Origin of the sequence: Methylomonas sp. MED-D (assembly GCF_050276835.1) — a bacterium.
Classification (GTDB): Bacteria; Pseudomonadota; Gammaproteobacteria; order Methylococcales; family Methylomonadaceae; genus Methylomonas; species Methylomonas koyamae_A.
The window spans coordinates 2,835,008-2,853,451 of the sequence record NZ_CP189965.1 but is presented as its reverse complement, the minus strand read 5'-3'; the positions used below and the strand labels follow the sequence as shown (position 1 = coordinate 2,853,451).

The window sequence follows — 18,444 nt, the reverse complement described above, 5'->3', positions numbered from 1 at the left end:
TCAGGGAGCGGCGGCTCCGGTCAGGGAACGCGCGCAGTCGTTCGCTTCGACTCCGTGTTGGGAGCGGCGGTCGTTCCCAGAGTGAAGTCGTCTTTCTCTGAACGGAGCTGTCGTTCCCACAGTGAAGCCGTCCTTCTTTGAGCGGAGCTGTCGCTCCCTGAGCGGGCGGTCATACCCTTAGTGAAGCCGTCCTTCTCTGAGCGGAGCCGTCGTTCCCTGAGCGGAGTCGAAGGGAACCTCTCAAAAGCTCAACCAAACGATAAACCTGAACCCCGGTAACGCCGGTAAACCAACAGCCCACACATAGACCTCACCATGCGCCGTTTCCGTATCGCATTTTCCTTCGCCGGCGAAAAGCGCCAATTCGTCGAACAGATGGCCGACTTATTGGCCGAACATTTCAGTAAAGCCGAGATTCTTTACGATCGTTATCACCGGGCCGAATTTTCCCGTAGCGATCTGGCATTTTATTTGCCGGATCTGTACGAGCAGGAAGCGGATTTGGTGGTCGCGGTGTTTTGCCCGGATTACGAAACCAAGGAATGGTGCGGCTTGGAATGGAACGCGATTTATGGCTTGCTGAAAGCCCGCAAAGTCGGCGAAGTCATGTTGACCCGCTTCAATAAAGTCGAAGGCAAGGGTTTGCGAGGTTTAGCCGGTTATACCGATCTCGACGACATCAGCCCCGCCGAAACCGCCGATTTGATTCTGGAGCGCTTGGCGCTGAACGCCGATAAGCCGGCGGATTATTACGTCAGCGGCCGGCACAAAACCAAGCCAATCAAGCTGCAAGCCGCGATTCCCAACAATCTGCCGCGCCTGCAATATTTCTTCGGTCGCGACGGCGAGCTGCAAAAAATCGCGGAGTCCCTGGCCGAAGACGCGCGCGGCTGGGGCGCGCTGATCGACGGGCCGGGCGGCATCGGCAAGACCGCGTTGGCGGTACGCGCGGCGGAATGCGTGCCGGCAGGCCGCTTCGAGCGCATCGTGTTTCTGTCGGCCAAGGAGCGGGAACTGACCGCCGACGGCCAACGCGCACTGGGCCATTTCGTGCTTCCAGGCTATCTGGAAATGCTGAACGCGATCGCCCGAGAAGTCGCGCAGCCCGAATTGACCAAACTGGCCGATCTGGAACGCACCGAGGCGGTGTTGCGCGTGTTGCGGGGCGTAAACGTGTTGCTGGTGTTGGACAATCTGGAAACCTTGCCGGAAACCGACCGGGACCAATTGTTTACCTTCTTGAACCGCCTGCCGCGCAGTTGCAGCGCCTTGGTCACCAGCCGGCGCCGCGCCGATGCCAGCGCGGTAACGGTGCGTTTGGATAAACTGGATTGGCCGGCCGCCGAACAACTGTTGGCGGAAATGGCCCGCGACAACCGCTTGTTGAATGAAACCGGCGGCGCGGAACGGCGCAGCCTGTACGACGAGACCGGCGGCAATCCCTTGTTGATGCGTTGGCTGGCCGGCCAACTGGGCATGGGCCGCTGCAAAACCGTGGCGGCGGCGCTGGCGTTTTTGCGCGCCGCGCCGGCAAGCAACAACCCGTTGGAGTTCGTGTTCGGCGATTTGCTGGATAGCTTTTCCGAAGCCGAAACCCAAGTGCTGGCGGCGCTAGCGCATTTCACGCGGCCGATGACGATTAAAATCATCGCCGAACTGGCCGAGATTAACGAGCTGGGCGCCGAACATGCCCTCAGCGGACTGGCGGTCCGAGCCTTGGTGGTGCCGGACACCGAAGAACGCCGTTTTGTGTTGGTGCCCTTGGTCGCCGATTTTCTGCGCCGCCGCCGGCCGGAAATGGTCGCGGCCGCCGGCGGTCGGCTGGAGCAGCGGGCCTATGCGTTGATCGTCGAAAACGGTTACGACAACCATGATCGTTTCGAGAAACTCGATGCCGAATGGCCGAGTCTGGCACCGGCCTTTCCTATTCTATTGGCCGGACCAAACGAGCGCTTACAAACGGCTTGCGATGCACTACGAAATTTTCTCAATTTCACCGGCCGCTACGACGAATGGTTGGCGCTGTGCCAAGACGCCGAAACCAAGGCGCTGGCGGTGGAGGATTTCTGGAGTGCCGGATGGCGGACATATGAAGCCGGTTTTGTGTACTATTTACGCGGTCAAGCCGAGTCGGTGCTGGTTAGCGCCGAACGGGCCGAACGGCATTGGCAGGAAGCGGAACAGGCCGGTCAATGGATAACTCGAGAAAAGGCGGCCGCCATTCGCCTGAAAGGTTCGGGATATGAATTGCGAGAAGATTACCCTTCGGCGATAGAAGCTTTTCGTCGAGCTCTCGAATTACTTCGCAGCCTGGATTCGGAGAGCGACGATGTGGCAATGGTATTAAGCGACTTAGCCGATGCTGAAATAGCGTCTGGCGATTGGGATGCCGCAGAACGCAATTACCGTGAGGCCTTGCGGATCGCGAAGAAGGTTGGCTATCGCGAAGGGGTTGCCTATGTTACCTGCAATTTGGCCACGTTATCGCTTGACCGGAAGGACTGGTCGACCGCCGAACAATTGGCCCGCGAAGCCTTTGCCTTGTCCGAAGCCTTAGGCCGCCGAGAGTTGATAGCAGAAAATCATCGGTCGATAGCTCGTGCCCTGATCCAGCAGGGCAAGACTGAGCAAGCCTTGCCGTATGCCGAAAAGGCGGTGGAAATTTATACCCCGCTAGGTTCCGAGAACCTTAACGAGGCGCTGGAAACCCTGGCCGAATGCCGCCAGCCGTCCGGCGACGGCTGATTTCTCTGTTTCGGCATCGACGCCCAGGCTTTGGACCGGAACCTTCCGCCTCCAAGCCTCGGTCGGGTCGGTCGAAACCGCGGGCTTCAACCATCGAACCCCGGCGTTGATATTCCAAAACGCAAGCGTCGCTGAATTAAGTACAGCCTTCCATCCCAAACATCCAAGCGTCTCGGATGAATCAGCGGCGTTGTCCGATTAACACCGGCTAACCGCTGTTGAATACCGGCAATCCTCCGAATAACATCGGACGATCTCTGCTGAACACCTGGACTTGCTTGTCGAACACGCAAGCTTCTCCGGCAAACAGCGGCCCGGCTCCCATTAACAGGCAACGTTGCTATTTCATCGTAAACGCGTGACTGTTCATCGCGGATGCGTCGGTGTTTATCGTAGAACCTTGTCTGTCGCGCAATGAGGATTGGGTGTTTATCGAGAAAGCTCGAGTGTTCATCTAGGACGCGCGGGTGTTGATCGAGCGAGGCTGGGTGTTCAACACAGACTTTTCGCTGTGCGGAACGAAATGCTCGCTGTCGAACATGGACTGTTGCGGGTTCGGCACGGCATGCCGAATGATGTTTCCGCGCCGGCCGGCATCGGCGCGCAAGCTTCGCGCTGGTCACCGCAAGGCGGCAATTCGATTCGACCGGGTTCTCGGCCGTAACCTTGTTATGAAAGTCACCGGACACGGTCGCCCAATTCGGTGTCGGAGCACTGTCAATCGCGGCTAAAGCCGCTCCCACGCCATGGACTTTCATTTGCCGGGGCGACACGGCAGTTTCATCAGCGTTAGTTGGAAAGCCGCGCGAGCGGTTGTGCTTTTGCACGATCGGTCTGTTCGTTCGTCGTGGCGGTGACGGCGGTCAGGTTCCGATGTCCCGCGCGAGCGCCGCATTCGGGCGGTTTATTCGACCAGCGGCAAAATTAAATAATCGGTCCATTTGCGTTCGCCGGCGGCTTGATCCTCGCTGGGTAGCAGGGTTTCGTTCCAACCGCCGCCGACGGCTTTGACCAACTGTACCGAAGCGGACAAGCGCTGGCCGAGCAGTTGTACCGCGGTTTGTTGGTTGGACAGGGCGGCGGTTTGGGCGGTCATGACGTTCAAATAGCTGACCGTGCCGGCCTGGTATTGGTTGTTGGTCAGGGCCAGCGCGTGTTTGGCGGCGGCGACCGCCTTGTCCTGGACTTGGGTTTCTTCGTCCAAAATCCTTAACGTGGCCAGATTGTCCTCGACTTCTTGAAAGCCGGTCAGCACGGTTTGCCGATAGCCGGCGACACTGGCGTCGTAGGCATCGACGGCTTGTTTGTATTGCGCATTCTTGGCGCCGCCGTCGAACAAGGTCAGGGCCAACCCGGCCGGACCCAGCGCCCAATAGCGGCGGGCCATTGTGAACAGGTTGTCGGCGGTCGGGGATTGAAAGCCGTTGGTGGTGGCCAGATTCAAGGTTGGATAATAGGCCGCCTTGGCGACGCCGATCTGGGCGTTGGCGGCGGCGATTTTGCGTTCGGCGGCGGCGATGTCCGGGCGGCGCTCCAGTAATTCCGACGGTAGACTGACCGGAATGCCCGGCGGTTGCAAATTTAGCGGTGCCGGCGCCAGCGCGAGTTCCGCCGGGGTTTTGCCGATCAATACCGCGATCGCGTGCTCCAGCTTGGCGCGCTGCACGCCCAGATCGATGGATTGGGCGCGGGCGGTTTCCAATTGGGTTTCGGCCTGGACCACGTCGGCTTTGGCGACGACGCCGACCGCGTAACGGTTTTGGGTGATTTCCAAGGTTTTGCTGTAGGCGGCGACGGTTTCGTCGAGCAGGGCTTTCTGGGCATCCAGCGTCCGCAATTGAAAGTAATTGTCGGCCAAGCTGGCTTGGCTGGACAAAATCAGCGCGTGCAAGGTGGCCGCGCTGGCCTGGGCGTTGCCGGTATTGGCTTCGATCTGGCGCCGTACCGTGCCCCACAAATCCGGTTCCCAAGCCACGCCGACCGCTTGGCCGAACAGGTTGCGCACGCCGGACACCGCGACGCTTTGGCCGGTAGCGGCCTTGAAGCGGTTGAAAGTGCCGGTCAACGTGGCGACCGGCAGTAGCGAGGATTGCGCCGATTGTACTAAGTGCTGGGCTTGCCGGTATTGGGCTTCGGCCTGCACGATGGATTGGTTGGCGCCGAGCACTTGTTCTTCCAGTCCGTTCAGTATCGGATCGTTGAAGATCTCCCACCATTTGCCGGGCAAGGCGGTGTCGCGCGGTTGAGCGGGTTTCCAGCCTTGGGCTTCCTTGAACTCGTTGGAAATGTTGGCTTGTGGGCGGACGTAGTCGGGGCCGACCGTGCAGGCGGTTAAAGGCAGCGTAAACAGCAAAACGGAATGCGCGAGTCTGGGGTTACGAAACATGACGGTGGAGATTCGGTAAAAGTCGGAAGAATGGGCGGAATCGGGCGCTGAGCGGTTGATCGGGCGGTGGTTCAAGCAAGGTCAGTTTATCGTGTTTTAGTCTGCGGCAAACGGGCGAGTCCGCGCCGACGTCAATGACCCGGTTTTAGGTGTATCGTTCCCGCCGGCGTTGAGCTAGCAAGCCGCATACCGGTTTATCGCGGCAGAGGTTCCGGAACGGCACTTAGCGTGCCGGCATTTGGTGTGACGGCTAATTCTACTTTGTCGGATTAGAAGAAAGACCGTCATGCCCGCCGGGAAGCGGGTATCCAGTGCCACGGATGGCGAGTTTCGAGCCATCCATGCCGGAATGACAGCCTTCGGTAAGTGGGAGCCTGAAATCTGACAAAGTTGAACTAAGCACTTGATCGATATGGCTGGTAGGTACGCGCGGCGCGGTTTGCGGCGTGCCGACTTCGGATGCGCGGTGCTTGCTGGCATTTCAGCAAAGTCTGGTGCCGGGCTGTTGATGTGCGAACAGTGGGCGACGATGCGATCGCGGCCGTCGGCGGTGCAATGTGCTCACGGATTCAAATCGCCAAGTACCAATAGGCGATCAGCGCGGCGCCGCCGACGCCGACGATTTTGCACTTGTTCACGGGGCTTTGCTGTCCCCAAAAATACAGGCTGCTGGACTTTTTGCGCGAAACAAATAACAGCATGCTATTTAACGCGCGTCGGTACCAAGCCGGGATTTTGCGGCCGAGCAAATACAGTGCCAGTGTCGCGAAGCTGACCAGAATATAAAAGACGATGACCTGGGTTTCATGGGTGCCGGTATGAAAAGCGTGTTCTATGACGTGATCCAGACCCATTTCCAGGTATTCGAACAGTAGATGGGCGACGTGCAATACCGCTTCGAGTAGATGATGGAACAAGCCGACCAGCAAGCCCCAAACCAGATCGGGCGCCGTCAACACGGTCGACAAACCGGCCGCGCCGATCAGATTGACCGCGATGCGCCGCCGATTGTGGCGTTCTATGTGCCGCCGCAGCAATTCGCTGTCGGCGTCGCTCAGGTTGATGAAGCGGGCGCCGATCGTGAACGGGTAGCGGTCGTCTTCGTAAGGGTTGCTGGGCTTGCAATAGGCCACTTCGCCGCAGACGTTGATCGTCGTCAGGCTGGATAGCAGCAAGATTCTCAGCATTAAACGGTCTCCGGTCAGTAGCGCTTCGTCGGTGGTGAAGGCGATCCCTCCGGTGCTGAGGTTGGCTTGCAAGGTATCGTTTTCGACGCTTTCCGAAACCGGCAAGCTTGTCGCCGGGTTTGGGTCGGTATCGAGCAGATCGTCGAAGTCGGGCGGGTTTTGCGGTCGGCCGCCGGGTATTTTTCGGTAAAACAAGTTGACCGATTCGTAGATGCGCAACGCGGTCCTGCGGTTGATTTTATTCTGGTTGTCCGTGTTTGCGCTCATGGAATTTCTCGGTGGAGGTTGCCTGCTACAGCATAGCGAAACGCGCAGAATTGACAAATTCTTCCCGATCCGGTGCTGGTCGAGAGCGGGTGGGAGGCGGGCGTAAAGCCGTCAGCGCAAAACCGGCCGCTCTCCGGTAAAATCGGCGGGTTTTCCATTACCGAAATCTTTATGTCCGATTCCGCATACTTTAATCAGGATTGCCGCCTCTGCCCGCGTTTGGCCGCTTTTCTCGACGACGTCAAATGTCAACATCCCGATTACCACGCGCGGCCGGTGGCGCCGTTCGGCGATCCGCAAGCGCGTTTGCTGGTGGTGGGGCTGGCGCCGGGCATGCACGGCGCCAATGCCAGCGGCAGGCCGTTTACCGGCGATTATGCCGGCTTGCTGCTCTACAGGGCCTTGCACGATTTCGGTTTCAGCAACCAAGCGGAGTCGGCAAACTTGACGGACGGCTTGGTGTTGACGAACTGTCGGATCACCAATGCAGTTAAGTGTTTACCGCCGCAAAACAAGCCGACCGGCGACGAAATCAAACAATGCAATCCGTATCTGGCCGAGGAAGTGAAAACGCTGCCGGCACATTCGGTCATCCTGGCGCTGGGCAATATCGCTCATCAGGCGGTTTTGCGCGCTTACGGCTTGAAGGCCAATACCGTCAAATTCGCGCATCACGTGTGTTTTGAGTTGCCGGACGGGAATACCTTGGTCAGCTCTTACCATTGCAGCCGTTACAACGTGCAAACCAATCGCTTGAGCGTGGCGATGTTCGCCGAGGTATTTCAAACCGTCAAACGCTTGTTAGCCGAAGTGCCGTGACCGAAAGCGCCGACCTGTCCGGTTTCGACGTCAAGGCCTTCTTAAAGACCTTGACGCAACGGCCGGGCATTTATCGCATGCTCGACGCCAATGCCGAGATTATTTACATCGGCAAGGCCAAGAACCTGAAAAACCGGGTGTCGAGCTATTTTCGCGGCAACGCGGTGTCGCCCAAGCAACAGGCGATGGTTGCCAGGATCGCCGCGATCGAAGTCACCGTGACGCATACCGAGGGCGAGGCCTTGTTGCTGGAAAGCCAGCTGATCAAGCGCCACAAGCCGCGCTACAACATCAGTCTGCGCGACGATAAATCCTATCCCTATGTGTTTATCTCCAGTTTTCACGACTTCCCGCAACTGAGCTTTCATCGCGGTGCCAAGAAACGGCGCGGCCGTTATTTCGGTCCTTACCCCAGCGCCAGCGCGGTCAAGGAAACCTTGAAGCTGTTGCAAAAGATATTTCCGGTACGGCAGTGCGAGGACGCGTATTACAACGCCAGGTCGCGGCCGTGCTTGCAGTATCAGATCGAACGCTGCACCGCGCCGTGCGTGGGTTTGGTCGGCAAGGAGGCCTATGCCGCCGACGTTGAAAACACGATTTTGTTCTTGGAAGGCAAGGGCGGTTTATTAATCGACAATCTGGTCGCTAAGATGGAGGCGGCATCGGCCGAGTTGGAATTCGAAGCCGCGGCGTTTTATCGCGATCAGATTGGGCGCTTGCGCGCGGTGTTGGAAAAACAATGCGTCGAAGGCGAGAAGGGGGACGTGGACATCGTGGCCTGCGCCGCCAAGGCCGGCGCGGCCTGCGTGCAAGTGTTCTTCATTCGTGCCGGCCAGAATTTGGGCAATCGCCAATTCTTTCCGAAAATTAGCGACGACGACGGGCCCGCGGAGATTTTGCAAGCCTTCATCGCTCAGTTTTATCTGGACAAGACCGTGCCGGCGGAATTGATTGTTAGCCATCAGCCGCCGGAAGCCGAACTGCTGGCCGAGGTACTGGGCGAACAGGCTAAGCGCGCGGTGGCGATTTCGGCGAGCGTGCGCGGCGAGCGTGCCAAGTGGCTGCAAATGGCGACGACCAACGCCGAATCGGCGTTGAACGTGAAACTGGCCGATCAACAAGGTCTGTTCGGCCGGTTTTTGAGTTTGCAACAGGAATTGCATTGCCCGGAAACCCCGTCCCGGCTGGAGTGCTTCGACATCAGTCATACCTTGGGCGAGCAGACCGTGGCGTCCTGCGTGGTGTTCGATCGCAACGGACCGGTCAAATCCGATTACCGCCGCTTCAATATCGAAGGCGTGACCGGCGGCGACGATTACGCGGCGATTCATCAAGCGGTGTTCCGGCGCTTTAAGCGCCAAAAGCAGGGCGAACATCCGGCGCCGGACATTTTATTCATCGACGGCGGCAAGGGGCAGGTCGGCGAGGCGGAAAAGGCTTTGGCCGAATTGCAGATAAACAATGTTATGATAGTTGGGGTAGCCAAAGGTCCGGATCGGAAAGCCGGCATGGAAAAAATCATTCTGGCGGGTCGTGATCAGCCGCTGGATGTCACGCCGGGTGCGGCGGCTTTGTTGTTGATACAACAGATTCGCGACGAGGCGCACCGGTTTGCCATCACCGGCCACCGGCAACGCCGGAGCAAGGCCAGAAACCGCTCGACGCTCGAAGATATTGCCGGTCTGGGGCCTAAGCGCCGTCAGAGTTTATTGAAACAATTCGGCGGTTTGCAGGGCGTGGTCAAGGCCAGCGTCGATGCGTTAACCAGCATAGAAGGCATTAGTCGGCACTTAGCACAGCGGATTTACGATACATTTCATCAACAAGATGACCATTAGATTCACGATACCGACTTATTTGACCTTGTTGCGGATCGCTTTGATTCCGCTGTTGGCGATCGTGTTTTATCTGCCTTGGGACTATTCCAAACTGGCGTGTACGTCAATCTTTCTGGTCGCAGGTCTGACCGATTGGCTGGATGGCTATCTGGCAAGGAAAATGGATATGCAGACCGCGTTCGGTGCCTTTTTGGACCCGGTCGCCGATAAACTGATGGTCGCATTCGTGTTGGTGTTGTTGGTACAGGCGGAGGCCAATCCGTATTTGGCGATACCTGCGGCCGTCATCATCGGCCGCGAGATCGCGATCGCTTCGCTCAGGGAATGGATGGCCGAAATCGGCCAGCGCGCCAAGGTCAAGGTGTCGCAACTCGGAAAATGGAAAACCACCGCGCAAATGGCCGCCATCAGTTTGCTGTTGTATCGCGACGACTTGTTCGGTCTGCCGATCAATAGCATGGGTTATTGGTTGCTATACTTGTCAGCCGTGTTGACATTGTGGTCGATGGTTAATTATCTGGTCGCGGCTTTCTCAACCATTAAAGAATAATGATAAACGCGGTCCCGCGACCGCGTACACCAGAGGGTAAACGGCAGGTAAAGCTGTATATAAATAAAGCATGGAACAAGAACAAGAAGAATTAGAACAAACTCCCCAAAAGCACAACGTTACGCAGGAAGAAGTATTACAAGCGGCGTTGAAATTGTTTGCCAAGAACGGGTATTTCAATACGTCGCTGACCGACTTGAAGGATGCGCTCGGCTTGAAAACCAATACCGGTATCAATCAGCATTTCAAGACCAAGCAAGCTATCGCTCAAGCCTTGCACGAGCAAATCTTCGACAGCTTGAGCATTTCGGTGGACGACATCCGTCGGCGCAACCGCAAGGCCGCCGAACAATTGCGCGAGGTCGTCGATCTGTTGTTTAAACTGACCGACGATGCGCCGGAGATCGTCCAATTCCTGTTGTTCGTCAAGAGCGAGGAGTTTTTGGCCGAGCCCAAGCCGCTGCTGGAGACCGCCGCGTTCAACAAGATCAAGCGTATCTTTCAAAACGGCGTGCGCGACGGCGAAATCCGCGCCATCGATCCTTTATTGGCCTACACTTATTTCTTCGGCATCATCAACCAAATGCTGGCCATGGTGCTGAACGGCAGTCTGCCCAAATCGGCCGAGAGTTATCTGGCGCAAGCCTGGATAACCGCGTGGGGCGCTATCGTCAAAAAATAATTTTGGTGCTATCGGCCGCGACGAGGCGGCGGAACAGGAGTCAGTGTATATGCTAAAAAACGTCAAAATCGGCATGATTGGTTTGGGTTATGTGGGATTGCCGCTGGCCGTGGAGTTTGGTCATAAATACCCGACCGTCGGTTTCGATATCAATCGCAATCGGGTCGAGGAACTGAGGTCCGGCCACGATCACACGCTGGAAGTTAGTGAAGAGGAACTGGCGCAATCCGTTCATTTGAGTTATACCGCCGATTTGTCGGACATCGCCGACTGCAATTTTTACATCGTCACGGTGCCGACGCCGATCAACGAGCATAAGCAGCCCGATTTCACGCCGCTGCAAAAAGCCAGCGAAACATTGGGCAAAGTGATCAAGTCCGGCGACATCGTCATCTACGAATCCACCGTCTATCCCGGCGCGACCGAGGAAGTTTGCGTGCCGATTCTTGAGTGCGGTTCCGGTTTGACATTCAATAAGGATTTTTTTGTCGGCTACAGTCCCGAGCGGATCAACCCCGGCGACAAGCAGCACCGGGTTACCAATATCCTGAAAGTGACTTCCGGTTCGACGCCGGAAGTCGCCGAAAAAGTCGATCAACTCTATAAAAGCATCATTACCGCCGGCACCCACAAAGCCAGCTGTATCAAGGTGGCCGAGGCGGCGAAAGTCATCGAGAACACCCAGCGCGACGTCAACATCGCGTTGATCAACGAGTTGGCGCTGATTTTCAACCGTTTAGGCATCGACACCGAGGAAGTTCTGATCGCGGCCGGCACCAAATGGAATTTTCTGCCGTTCCGGCCCGGCTTGGTCGGCGGGCATTGCATCGGCGTCGATCCTTATTATCTGACCCATAAGGCGCAGGCGATCGGTTACAACCCGGAAGTGATTCTGTCCGGTCGGCGCATCAACGACGGCATGGGCGTTTACGTGGTGTCGCAACTGGTTAAGCTGATGCTGAAAAAACGTTTCCACGTGCAGCAAGCCAATGTGTTGATACTCGGCTTGACTTTCAAGGAAAACTGCCCGGACATCCGCAACACCCGCGTCGTTGACATCGTCGCCGAACTGGACACCTACGGCGTCAACGTCGATATCTATGATCCATGGGTGAACCCCGACGAAGCCGTCCACGAATACGGCATTCGGCCAATAGCCCAGCCGGAAGCCGGCAAATACGAAGCCATCATCCTGGCGGTGGCCCACGACGAATTCAGAAACATGGCTATCGCCGACATCCGGGCCTTGGGCAAGCCGGACGCGGTGGTTTACGATTTGAAATATCTGTTCCCGGCCGATCAGACCGACGCGAGACTGTAAGCGATGAAAATCATGGTGACCGGCACCGCCGGGTTTATCGGTAACCATTTGGCGTTGCGATTGTTGGCGCGCGGCGACGAAGTCATCGGCGTAGACAATCTCAACGACTATTACGACGTCAATCTGAAAATCAACCGATTGGCGCGTTTGCAGGCATTTCCGGGATTTACCGATGTGCGCTTGGATATTGCCGACCGTGGCGGTATGGGGGCATTGTTCAAACAGCATCGGCCGCAAAAAGTGGTCAATCTGGCCGCGCAAGCCGGCGTTCGCTACTCGATCGAAAATCCCTACGCGTATATCGACAGCAATATCGTCGGCTTCATCAACATCCTGGAAGGCTGCCGTCATCATGGCGTCGAGCATTTGGTCTATGCATCCAGCAGTTCGGTGTACGGCGCCAACGAAGCCATGCCGTTTTCGGTACACGATAACGTTGACCATCCGCTCAGCTTGTACGCTGCTTCCAAGAAGGCTAACGAGTTGATGGCGCACACCTACAGCAATCTCTACAACTTGCCGACTACCGGACTGCGCTTTTTTACCGTCTACGGCCCGTGGGGCCGTCCGGACATGGCCTTGTTTTTGTTTACCAAGGCGATTTTAGCTGGCGAAAAAATCGACGTGTTCAACTACGGTAAGCACCGCCGCGATTTTACCTATATCGACGACATCGTCGAAGGCGTGATTCGGACGCTGGATCATACCGCCGAGCCCAATCCGGACTGGAGCGGCGCCAAACCCGATCCCGGCACCAGTCGCGCGCCGTGGCGGGTCTACAATATCGGCAACCAAAGCCCGGTGGAATTGATGGCCTACATCGAAACCCTGGAGCGTTTTCTCGGTAAAACCGCCGAGAAAAACCTGTTGCCGCTGCAACCCGGCGACGTACCGGATACCTATGCCGATGTCGAAGCCTTGGTCGAGGATGTTGGCTATAAGCCCAGTACCACGATACAAGAGGGCATAGAGCGTTTCGTGACCTGGTATCGCGAGTATTACCGGGTTTAAGTCTGTTATCGGCGATTGCTAAATTTGCCAGGAGCGGCTTCTGCCGCCAATGGCGTCCCGCTCGGTGCGATGGCTTTCGCACTGAGGCTTTCATCGCACATTCAACAACTCCGATTGCCGAAATTAGTGATTCAGCCGGTTAACGCTGAATCATTGGCCCGTTCCCTTCGACTCCGCTCAGGGAGCGGGTGGATGGTCCTTTTGCTCCGCTTAGGGAACAGGTACACGGTACATTTGCTTTGTTCAGGGAGCGGGTGGGCGGTACTTTTGCTTTGCTCAGGGAACGGGTGGGCGGTACTTTTGCTCCGTTCCGGGAACGGGCGAGTGCTGCTCTTGCTTTGCTTAGGGAAGGTGCTGGTCGATGGATTGGTTCCGCTCAGCGAGCCTGTTTGAGGCTTTTCGGCTCCGCTCCCGAGGCGTGCAGGGCGTTCCCTGAGCGGAGCCGAAGGGAACGTTTTCCGGCAGAGGAATCCATTTAAACCGCATCGTTCCGGAAAAATCAGCAACGTCGTCCGTTTCCTCCCCATCTTGCTCAGCCCTTCCAAAATAAGCCCGGCAAGAAAAATTCCGCCACTACCAGAGGTTGCTGATGGATCGCGTAGACGGTGCGGCGCCCCCAAACCGGCTGGCGCAATTCCAAGCCTTGAGCCAAGGCCGGCGACCAGTTCGACGCGGGCGCGCGGCTGAATTGGCGTTGCCGCCGCTCCAGATCCGGATAGGCAAAAATCACTTCTCCCAGAGGCCGGTTACCCAAGTGGGACAGATTGCGATGCGCAATTTCTATGGTGCGTTCCGGCAAAATCGTCCGCGCCAATACCAACGGTCGGCCGGCGGCATGCAGCATCACCTCTCTGACCAATTGATAACGTGCGGTCGGTAGGCCGAGCAAACGGCATTCGTCGATGAAGGCCGGCCGCCAGCGGTTGAACAACACCGAAACCCCAAAATCCTGCCCGTAAATCCCGCGCAGACGTTTGGTCAACGAGCCGGTTTCGTCGAGCCAGGATTGCAAATCGATAGGGAGACGGTGTTGATCGGCGGATTTCCGCGCTAGCCACAGCGGTGCTTTGACGAACAAACGACTGTTATTGGCCAACGGTGGCCTCTTGAACTAATGCGATGCGGGCAATCATGCGAATGGAAAGTGCGACGGTGGTCGAAAAGCGTATTTTAACACCGCCGACGCGGCGTTCTCGGTTGAATCCGGAATGATAGGCTCTTCATGTGTCATATGCCTCGGTGCTGTGGCATATGACACAGTGTTTAGCCGGCCGACCTTGCCGCTGGCCGAAGATTCGTGGCGTTTAACGGCGGCCCGCGAATTGCTTACCCTCTAGTCCAGTCCCGTTTGCGGTCAATTCCAAGTTCAGATTATGAGCAGCATAGCGGTCGATGTCGGCGATTTGTTTCGCGATCATCGGCAATCCTTGATTCACTCAATCTTCACGATCGTCGGATGCCCGCAGACCGCCGAGGACTTGGCGCAGGAAGCGTATTTGAAATTGCTCCAGACCGCGCAATCCCAGGATATTCATTTTCCCAGGCCGTTTTTGTACCAGATCGGCCGTAATCTGGCCTTGGACCATCTGCGTAAGCAGCAGGTGCGCCAAGCCGGCGTCGAACGCGACCGCGATGACGATGGCGAGGACGACCTGCTGGCGCGATTGCCGGCCGGCGCGCCAACGCCGGACCGGCAAGTCGAAGACCAACAACAGGTCGCGTTATTGATGAAAGCGCTGGAGGGCCTGTCGGAACGGCGCCGGCAAATTCTGGTGATGCACAAGTTCCACCACTGGCCCTACGAACGCATTGCCCGGCATTTCGGTATTTCCCGCAGCGCGGTCGAGAAAAACGTCCAGGTTGCGCTGGCGCATTTGCTGGCCGCGCAAATGAACGGTACCGACTGAGCCGTGCATGCATGCCGACCCGCTAAGCTGATACTATCCGCCGTCACTTCCGTCCAATCGTCGATGTCCACCGCAACCGATTCTTCATTTCCATCCGAGCTGTCCGCCCTTGACCGCGAGGCCTTGGCCTGGCTGACTCGCCTAGGCGGCGAACCGGCCGATGCCCGCGCGCGCCGGGAGTTCGCCGATTGGTTGCACCAATCGCCGGAACACCGGCAGGCTTACGAACGCGCCGAAGCGCTGTGGCACTCGTCGGCCTTGACCGTCGCACTAGGGCAGTACGCGGCTATTCCGTTGCCGGTGCCGGTCCGCCGCTTTACGGCCGGTTGGGCGGCAGCGGCTGGCGTGATGCTGGTTTGCGGCTGGCTGGCGTTCGCCGCCGGCTGGATAGACGTGCTGCGCGCGGATGTTGCCACCGCGGCCGGCAAACAGCGCCGGGAAATACTCGCCGACGGTTCCGCGCTGATTTTAAATACCGACAGCGCGGTAAAGCTTGACTACGCCGACGGCCGGCGCGGCGTGACTTTGTTGAAAGGGGAAGCGTATTTCGAAGTACAACCGGACAAAGCCCGGCCTTTCCTGGTGCGCACCGCGCAAGGCTCGGTCAGCGTGGTCGGAACCCGTTTCAACGTGCGCGACGGCGCGACCACGTCGGTCGACGTCGAAAGCGGTGTGGTCGTTTGCAGCACCGAACGCGGCGAAAGCCGGACCGTACGGGCCGGTCAGCACAGCGACATTTCGGCGGCCGGCGTATCGGAACCGGCGGCCAGCGATGCGGAGCAACGCTTTGCCTGGCTAAAGGGGCGCTTGATTTTCAAGGATAAATCGCTCGCCGATGTCATCGCCGAACTGGACCGCTACCATCCCGGTGCCATCGTCGTTGCCGACGCCGACCTCGGGCAAACTCGGATCACCGGCAACTACAAATTACAGGACACCGCCGCGCTGGTCCGGACGCTGGCCGACATCGCAGGCGCCAAAGTCTACGGTTTGGACGGGTACCTGACGGTGTTAAAACGCTAAGGCATAGGCTGTCCCGCCAAAAATCGTATTTGCCCGGAGCATGCGTCTTCGCATGGTCATTCGCCTCGGTCCTTGGCATTTGGGCTTCTCCCGGCCGAGCCGAACTGTGCCTTCGGCAAAAGCGGCAAAAATATTTTATCTGGCAAGTGTGTGATCCGCTTTCCGGTACGTCTCGGTAACCATGCGCCGAATTGGCGCCGTCTACGTTACCAACGATACCGGAGAGATCATGATCGAAAAGTCCACTGAAATCCGCCATTCTCAAGGTTCGCGCGGCTTGAGCGCGGCCATCGCGCTGACCCTCGGCGGCATGTTGACGCTATCGCCGTTCCAATCCGGCCATACCGAACCGGCCAGCCAAACCGACGCCGTCCGCCATTTCCAGATCCCCGCGCAAGCGCTGGAAGACGCGCTGAACGCATTCATCGAGACCAGCGACTGGCAAGTGGGTTTTCCGGCAGGTTTGGCGAAAAACGCGCGCTCCAATGTAGTCAATGGCGACTACTTGCCGCAACAGGCGTTGGAGATATTGTTGAGAGGGACTGGACTGAGCTATCGCTTAACCGGCCGAAATAGCGTGACCTTACAAACAGCGCCAAGCTCACGCTCCACGGATTTAACGACCATGTCCGCCGTGATGGTGTCCGGCAAAAGACAATACGACGCCACCGACCCATTCAACAAGGATTACTCGGTACCCAACACCTCATTCGCGACCAAAACCGACACGCCGATCATGGAAACCCCACTCAACGTCCAAGTGATTCCGAAAGCGGTGTTGGATGACAATCAAGCGATAAAAATCGATCAGGCCGTCAAATACGTTAGCGGCGTGACCACCGGTCAGGCGGCGGGCGGTTTGACGGATCAAGTGACCATACGCGGCTTCTATAACTACAACTTGTTTCGCAACGGCTTTCGTATCGACGCATCCGGCCCGGAAGGCACGCGAAACATGGCGAACGTGCAAAGTCTGGAAGTACTGAAAGGCCCCGCCGCGATGTTGTACGGCCGCGTCGAGCCCGGCGGCATGCTCAATATCGTCACAAAAAAACCGCTGGATACCGCGTATTACGCGTTCCAGCAGCAATTCGGTTCGTTTGATTTGTTCCGCTCCAGCCTCGACGCCACCGGACCGGTGACCGACAATAAAGATTTGCTGTACCGAATGAACCTCGCCTTCGAAAAAAGCGGTTCGTTTCGGGAAAACGTCGATTACGACAAACTGTTCGTTGCGCCGGTACTGCAATGGAACATCAGTCCAGCTACGACCGCGCTGTTAGAGCTGGAGTACCGTAAGGAAAACAATGTGTACGATCTGCATGCCCGACCGTTAATTATCGACGGCACCAGGGCGGACGGCTCCTGGATCAATCCGCGTTTGGCGGACATTCCGCGCGAACGGAATTTGATGGAGGACAACCGCAACCATGTCGAAGACAAGCTGATCGGCTTGAATCTTACTCATAAATTTAACGACGATTGGGTATTGACCGAGCAGTTGAATATCCAGTTGTTGGATCGAGACCGCGTGGTGATGTTGCCCGGCACGCTGCAAGCCGACCAGCGCACGCTGAACAGACGCTTACTCACCAGCGACTTTTTCACAAACGACAGCTATTTCACGACCACCAATTTGACCGGCCATTTCGATACCGGATTTCTAAAACACACCTTGTTGATTGGCGGCGATTATTATTTGCAAGACATCAATTCCGTCGGTTACAGCAGCACGGCCGCGAGCACCATCGACATTTACAACCCCGTCCATACCGGCAATCCGCCCATCGACCCAACGACGCGCGCCAGCCAGTCGTTTCATACCCAAACCGACTTTTACGGGATTTATCTGCAAGATCAAATCAAACTGCCTTATAACGTCCACGTCATGGGCGGATTCCGCTATCAGAATGTGGAGCAGTATGACGTGCTCGCCGGAACCGTCGGCCAGAAAGCCGATGCGGTGACGCCGCAGGTGGGGGTTCTTTGGCAGCCGATTCACTGGCTGAGCCTCTATGGTAACTACGTCGAAAACTTTGGCGTCACCAATGGCAATTTAACCAGCGATAAATCGTTTTTGCCGCCGGAAACCGCGGAACAGTGGGAGGTCGGCTTTAAAACCGCATTTTTCGAAGATCGGTTGACCAGTACGGTCGCCTATTATCAATTGACCAAGCGGAACATCGCGACCACCGATTTACTCAATCCGAGCTTCGCGGTTGCGACTGGCGAAGCGCAAAGCCGAGGCGTTGAGGTGGATGTTAAAGGCGAAATTTTGCCGGGATGGAACGCTATCGCCACTTATGCATACACCGAAACCGAAGTTCTTAAAGAAAACAACCCGAATAACATCAGAGTTGGCGGCGGTTTTCGCGGCATTCCCAAACACACTTCCACGCTGTGGACGACATACGATTTCCAGCAGGAGTCTCTGCGCGGATTCAAGGTTGGGGCGGGTTTGGAGTTGGTCAGCGACAAGAAAGCCACTTTCGACAATCACGACTTTAGTTTTGCCGGTTACGGCGTCATCGATCTATTGGCGGCCTACACGCGGACGGTGGCGAAAACCAATGTCACGTTACAGCTCAACGTGACCAATTTGCTGGATAAGGAGTATGTCCACGACGGATTTGCGATGCCTTTTCAAACCCGTGCAACCTGGGGCACGCCTCGATCTTTCATGGGTTCGGTTAAGGTCGAGTTCTAAT

13 protein-coding genes are annotated in these 18,444 nt (G+C 57.0%); 10 read left to right on the top strand and 3 right to left on the bottom strand.

Annotation, left to right across the window (positions count from 1 at the left end):
- The first annotated feature begins 315 nt into the window (after window positions 1-315).
- Window positions 316-2,745 carry a tetratricopeptide repeat protein gene (locus tag ACQE3E_RS12595; RefSeq protein WP_313730193.1) on the top strand — a complete coding sequence of 810 codons (2,430 nt, stop codon included), beginning with the start codon at window positions 316-318 and terminating at the stop codon, window positions 2,743-2,745.
- A 904-nt stretch (window positions 2,746-3,649) separates the two neighbouring features.
- Here ACQE3E_RS12595 and ACQE3E_RS12590 read toward each other — a convergent pair.
- Both ACQE3E_RS12590 and ACQE3E_RS12585 read right to left on the bottom strand, forming a co-directional pair.
- Entirely contained in the window at window positions 3,650-5,131 is a 1,482-nt protein-coding gene (locus ACQE3E_RS12590; protein ID WP_313730194.1) for an efflux transporter outer membrane subunit, read from the bottom strand.
- Between the two features lie 569 nt (window positions 5,132-5,700).
- A complete protein-coding gene (locus ACQE3E_RS12585) occupies window positions 5,701-6,585 on the bottom strand; it encodes a PilZ domain-containing protein (RefSeq protein ID WP_313730195.1) in 885 nt (294 codons plus the stop codon).
- A gap of 171 nt (window positions 6,586-6,756) precedes the next feature.
- Here ACQE3E_RS12585 and ACQE3E_RS12580 point away from each other — a divergent pair, with 171 nt between their 5' ends.
- From ACQE3E_RS12580 to ACQE3E_RS12555, 6 genes are all read left to right on the top strand, one after another.
- Window positions 6,757-7,404, top strand: coding sequence for a uracil-DNA glycosylase (locus tag ACQE3E_RS12580; RefSeq protein ID WP_064029798.1), 648 nt, complete (start codon window positions 6,757-6,759; stop codon window positions 7,402-7,404).
- Window positions 7,401-9,242 (top strand): excinuclease ABC subunit UvrC, encoded by a 1,842-nt coding sequence (uvrC, locus tag ACQE3E_RS12575; RefSeq protein ID WP_409521118.1) that lies wholly within the window; start codon window positions 7,401-7,403, stop codon window positions 9,240-9,242. The genes ACQE3E_RS12580 and uvrC overlap by 4 nt, the downstream gene beginning before the upstream one ends.
- Window positions 9,232-9,792 (top strand): CDP-diacylglycerol--glycerol-3-phosphate 3-phosphatidyltransferase, encoded by a 561-nt coding sequence (gene pgsA / locus ACQE3E_RS12570; protein ID WP_082885577.1) that lies wholly within the window; start codon window positions 9,232-9,234, stop codon window positions 9,790-9,792. The genes uvrC and pgsA overlap by 11 nt, the downstream gene beginning before the upstream one ends.
- Before the next feature lie 70 nt (window positions 9,793-9,862).
- Window positions 9,863-10,474, top strand: coding sequence for a TetR/AcrR family transcriptional regulator (locus tag ACQE3E_RS12565; RefSeq protein WP_064029794.1), 612 nt, complete (start codon window positions 9,863-9,865; stop codon window positions 10,472-10,474).
- A gap of 49 nt (window positions 10,475-10,523) precedes the next feature.
- On the top strand, window positions 10,524-11,795 hold the full coding sequence (gene tviB / locus ACQE3E_RS12560; RefSeq protein WP_427500596.1) for a Vi polysaccharide biosynthesis UDP-N-acetylglucosamine C-6 dehydrogenase TviB: 1,272 nt from the start codon (window positions 10,524-10,526) through the stop codon (window positions 11,793-11,795).
- Between the two features lie 3 nt (window positions 11,796-11,798).
- A complete protein-coding gene (locus ACQE3E_RS12555) occupies window positions 11,799-12,806 on the top strand; it encodes an NAD-dependent epimerase (protein WP_313730197.1) in 1,008 nt (335 codons plus the stop codon).
- A gap of 532 nt (window positions 12,807-13,338) precedes the next feature.
- Here the strand turns inward: ACQE3E_RS12555 and ACQE3E_RS12550 are convergent.
- Window positions 13,339-13,902, bottom strand: coding sequence for a chorismate--pyruvate lyase family protein (locus ACQE3E_RS12550; RefSeq protein ID WP_313730198.1), 564 nt, complete (start codon window positions 13,900-13,902; stop codon window positions 13,339-13,341).
- Between the two features lie 277 nt (window positions 13,903-14,179).
- Between ACQE3E_RS12550 and ACQE3E_RS12545 the strand changes: the two genes are divergently transcribed.
- The 3 genes from ACQE3E_RS12545 (at window position 14,180) to ACQE3E_RS12535 (ending at window position 18,443) form a co-directional block, all read left to right on the top strand.
- Complete coding sequence (locus ACQE3E_RS12545) at window positions 14,180-14,713, top strand: RNA polymerase sigma factor (RefSeq protein ID WP_281020196.1); 534 nt, start codon at window positions 14,180-14,182, stop codon at window positions 14,711-14,713.
- Window positions 14,714-14,776: 63 nt separating this feature from the next.
- Window positions 14,777-15,736, top strand: a complete 960-nt coding sequence (locus ACQE3E_RS12540) for a FecR family protein (protein ID WP_427500595.1) — start codon at window positions 14,777-14,779, stop codon at window positions 15,734-15,736.
- Between the two features lie 229 nt (window positions 15,737-15,965).
- Window positions 15,966-18,443 carry a TonB-dependent siderophore receptor gene (locus tag ACQE3E_RS12535; protein ID WP_427500594.1) on the top strand — a complete coding sequence of 826 codons (2,478 nt, stop codon included), beginning with the start codon at window positions 15,966-15,968 and terminating at the stop codon, window positions 18,441-18,443.
- Window position 18,444 lies beyond the last annotated feature (1 nt).

Coding starts and splice junctions, on each gene's coding strand:
- ACQE3E_RS12585 (WP_313730195.1), bottom strand. CDS start 6,585: ATGAGCGCAAACACGGACAACCAGAATAAAATCAACCGCAGGACCGCG.
- ACQE3E_RS12590 (WP_313730194.1), bottom strand. CDS start 5,131: ATGTTTCGTAACCCCAGACTCGCGCATTCCGTTTTGCTGTTTACGCTG.
- ACQE3E_RS12565 (WP_064029794.1), top strand. CDS start 9,863: ATGGAACAAGAACAAGAAGAATTAGAACAAACTCCCCAAAAGCACAAC.
- ACQE3E_RS12540 (WP_427500595.1), top strand. CDS start 14,777: ATGTCCACCGCAACCGATTCTTCATTTCCATCCGAGCTGTCCGCCCTT.
- ACQE3E_RS12580 (WP_064029798.1), top strand. CDS start 6,757: ATGTCCGATTCCGCATACTTTAATCAGGATTGCCGCCTCTGCCCGCGT.
- ACQE3E_RS12595 (WP_313730193.1), top strand. CDS start 316: ATGCGCCGTTTCCGTATCGCATTTTCCTTCGCCGGCGAAAAGCGCCAA.
- pgsA (WP_082885577.1), top strand. CDS start 9,232: ATGACCATTAGATTCACGATACCGACTTATTTGACCTTGTTGCGGATC.
- ACQE3E_RS12535 (WP_427500594.1), top strand. CDS start 15,966: ATGATCGAAAAGTCCACTGAAATCCGCCATTCTCAAGGTTCGCGCGGC.
- tviB (WP_427500596.1), top strand. CDS start 10,524: ATGCTAAAAAACGTCAAAATCGGCATGATTGGTTTGGGTTATGTGGGA.
- ACQE3E_RS12545 (WP_281020196.1), top strand. CDS start 14,180: ATGAGCAGCATAGCGGTCGATGTCGGCGATTTGTTTCGCGATCATCGG.
- ACQE3E_RS12555 (WP_313730197.1), top strand. CDS start 11,799: ATGAAAATCATGGTGACCGGCACCGCCGGGTTTATCGGTAACCATTTG.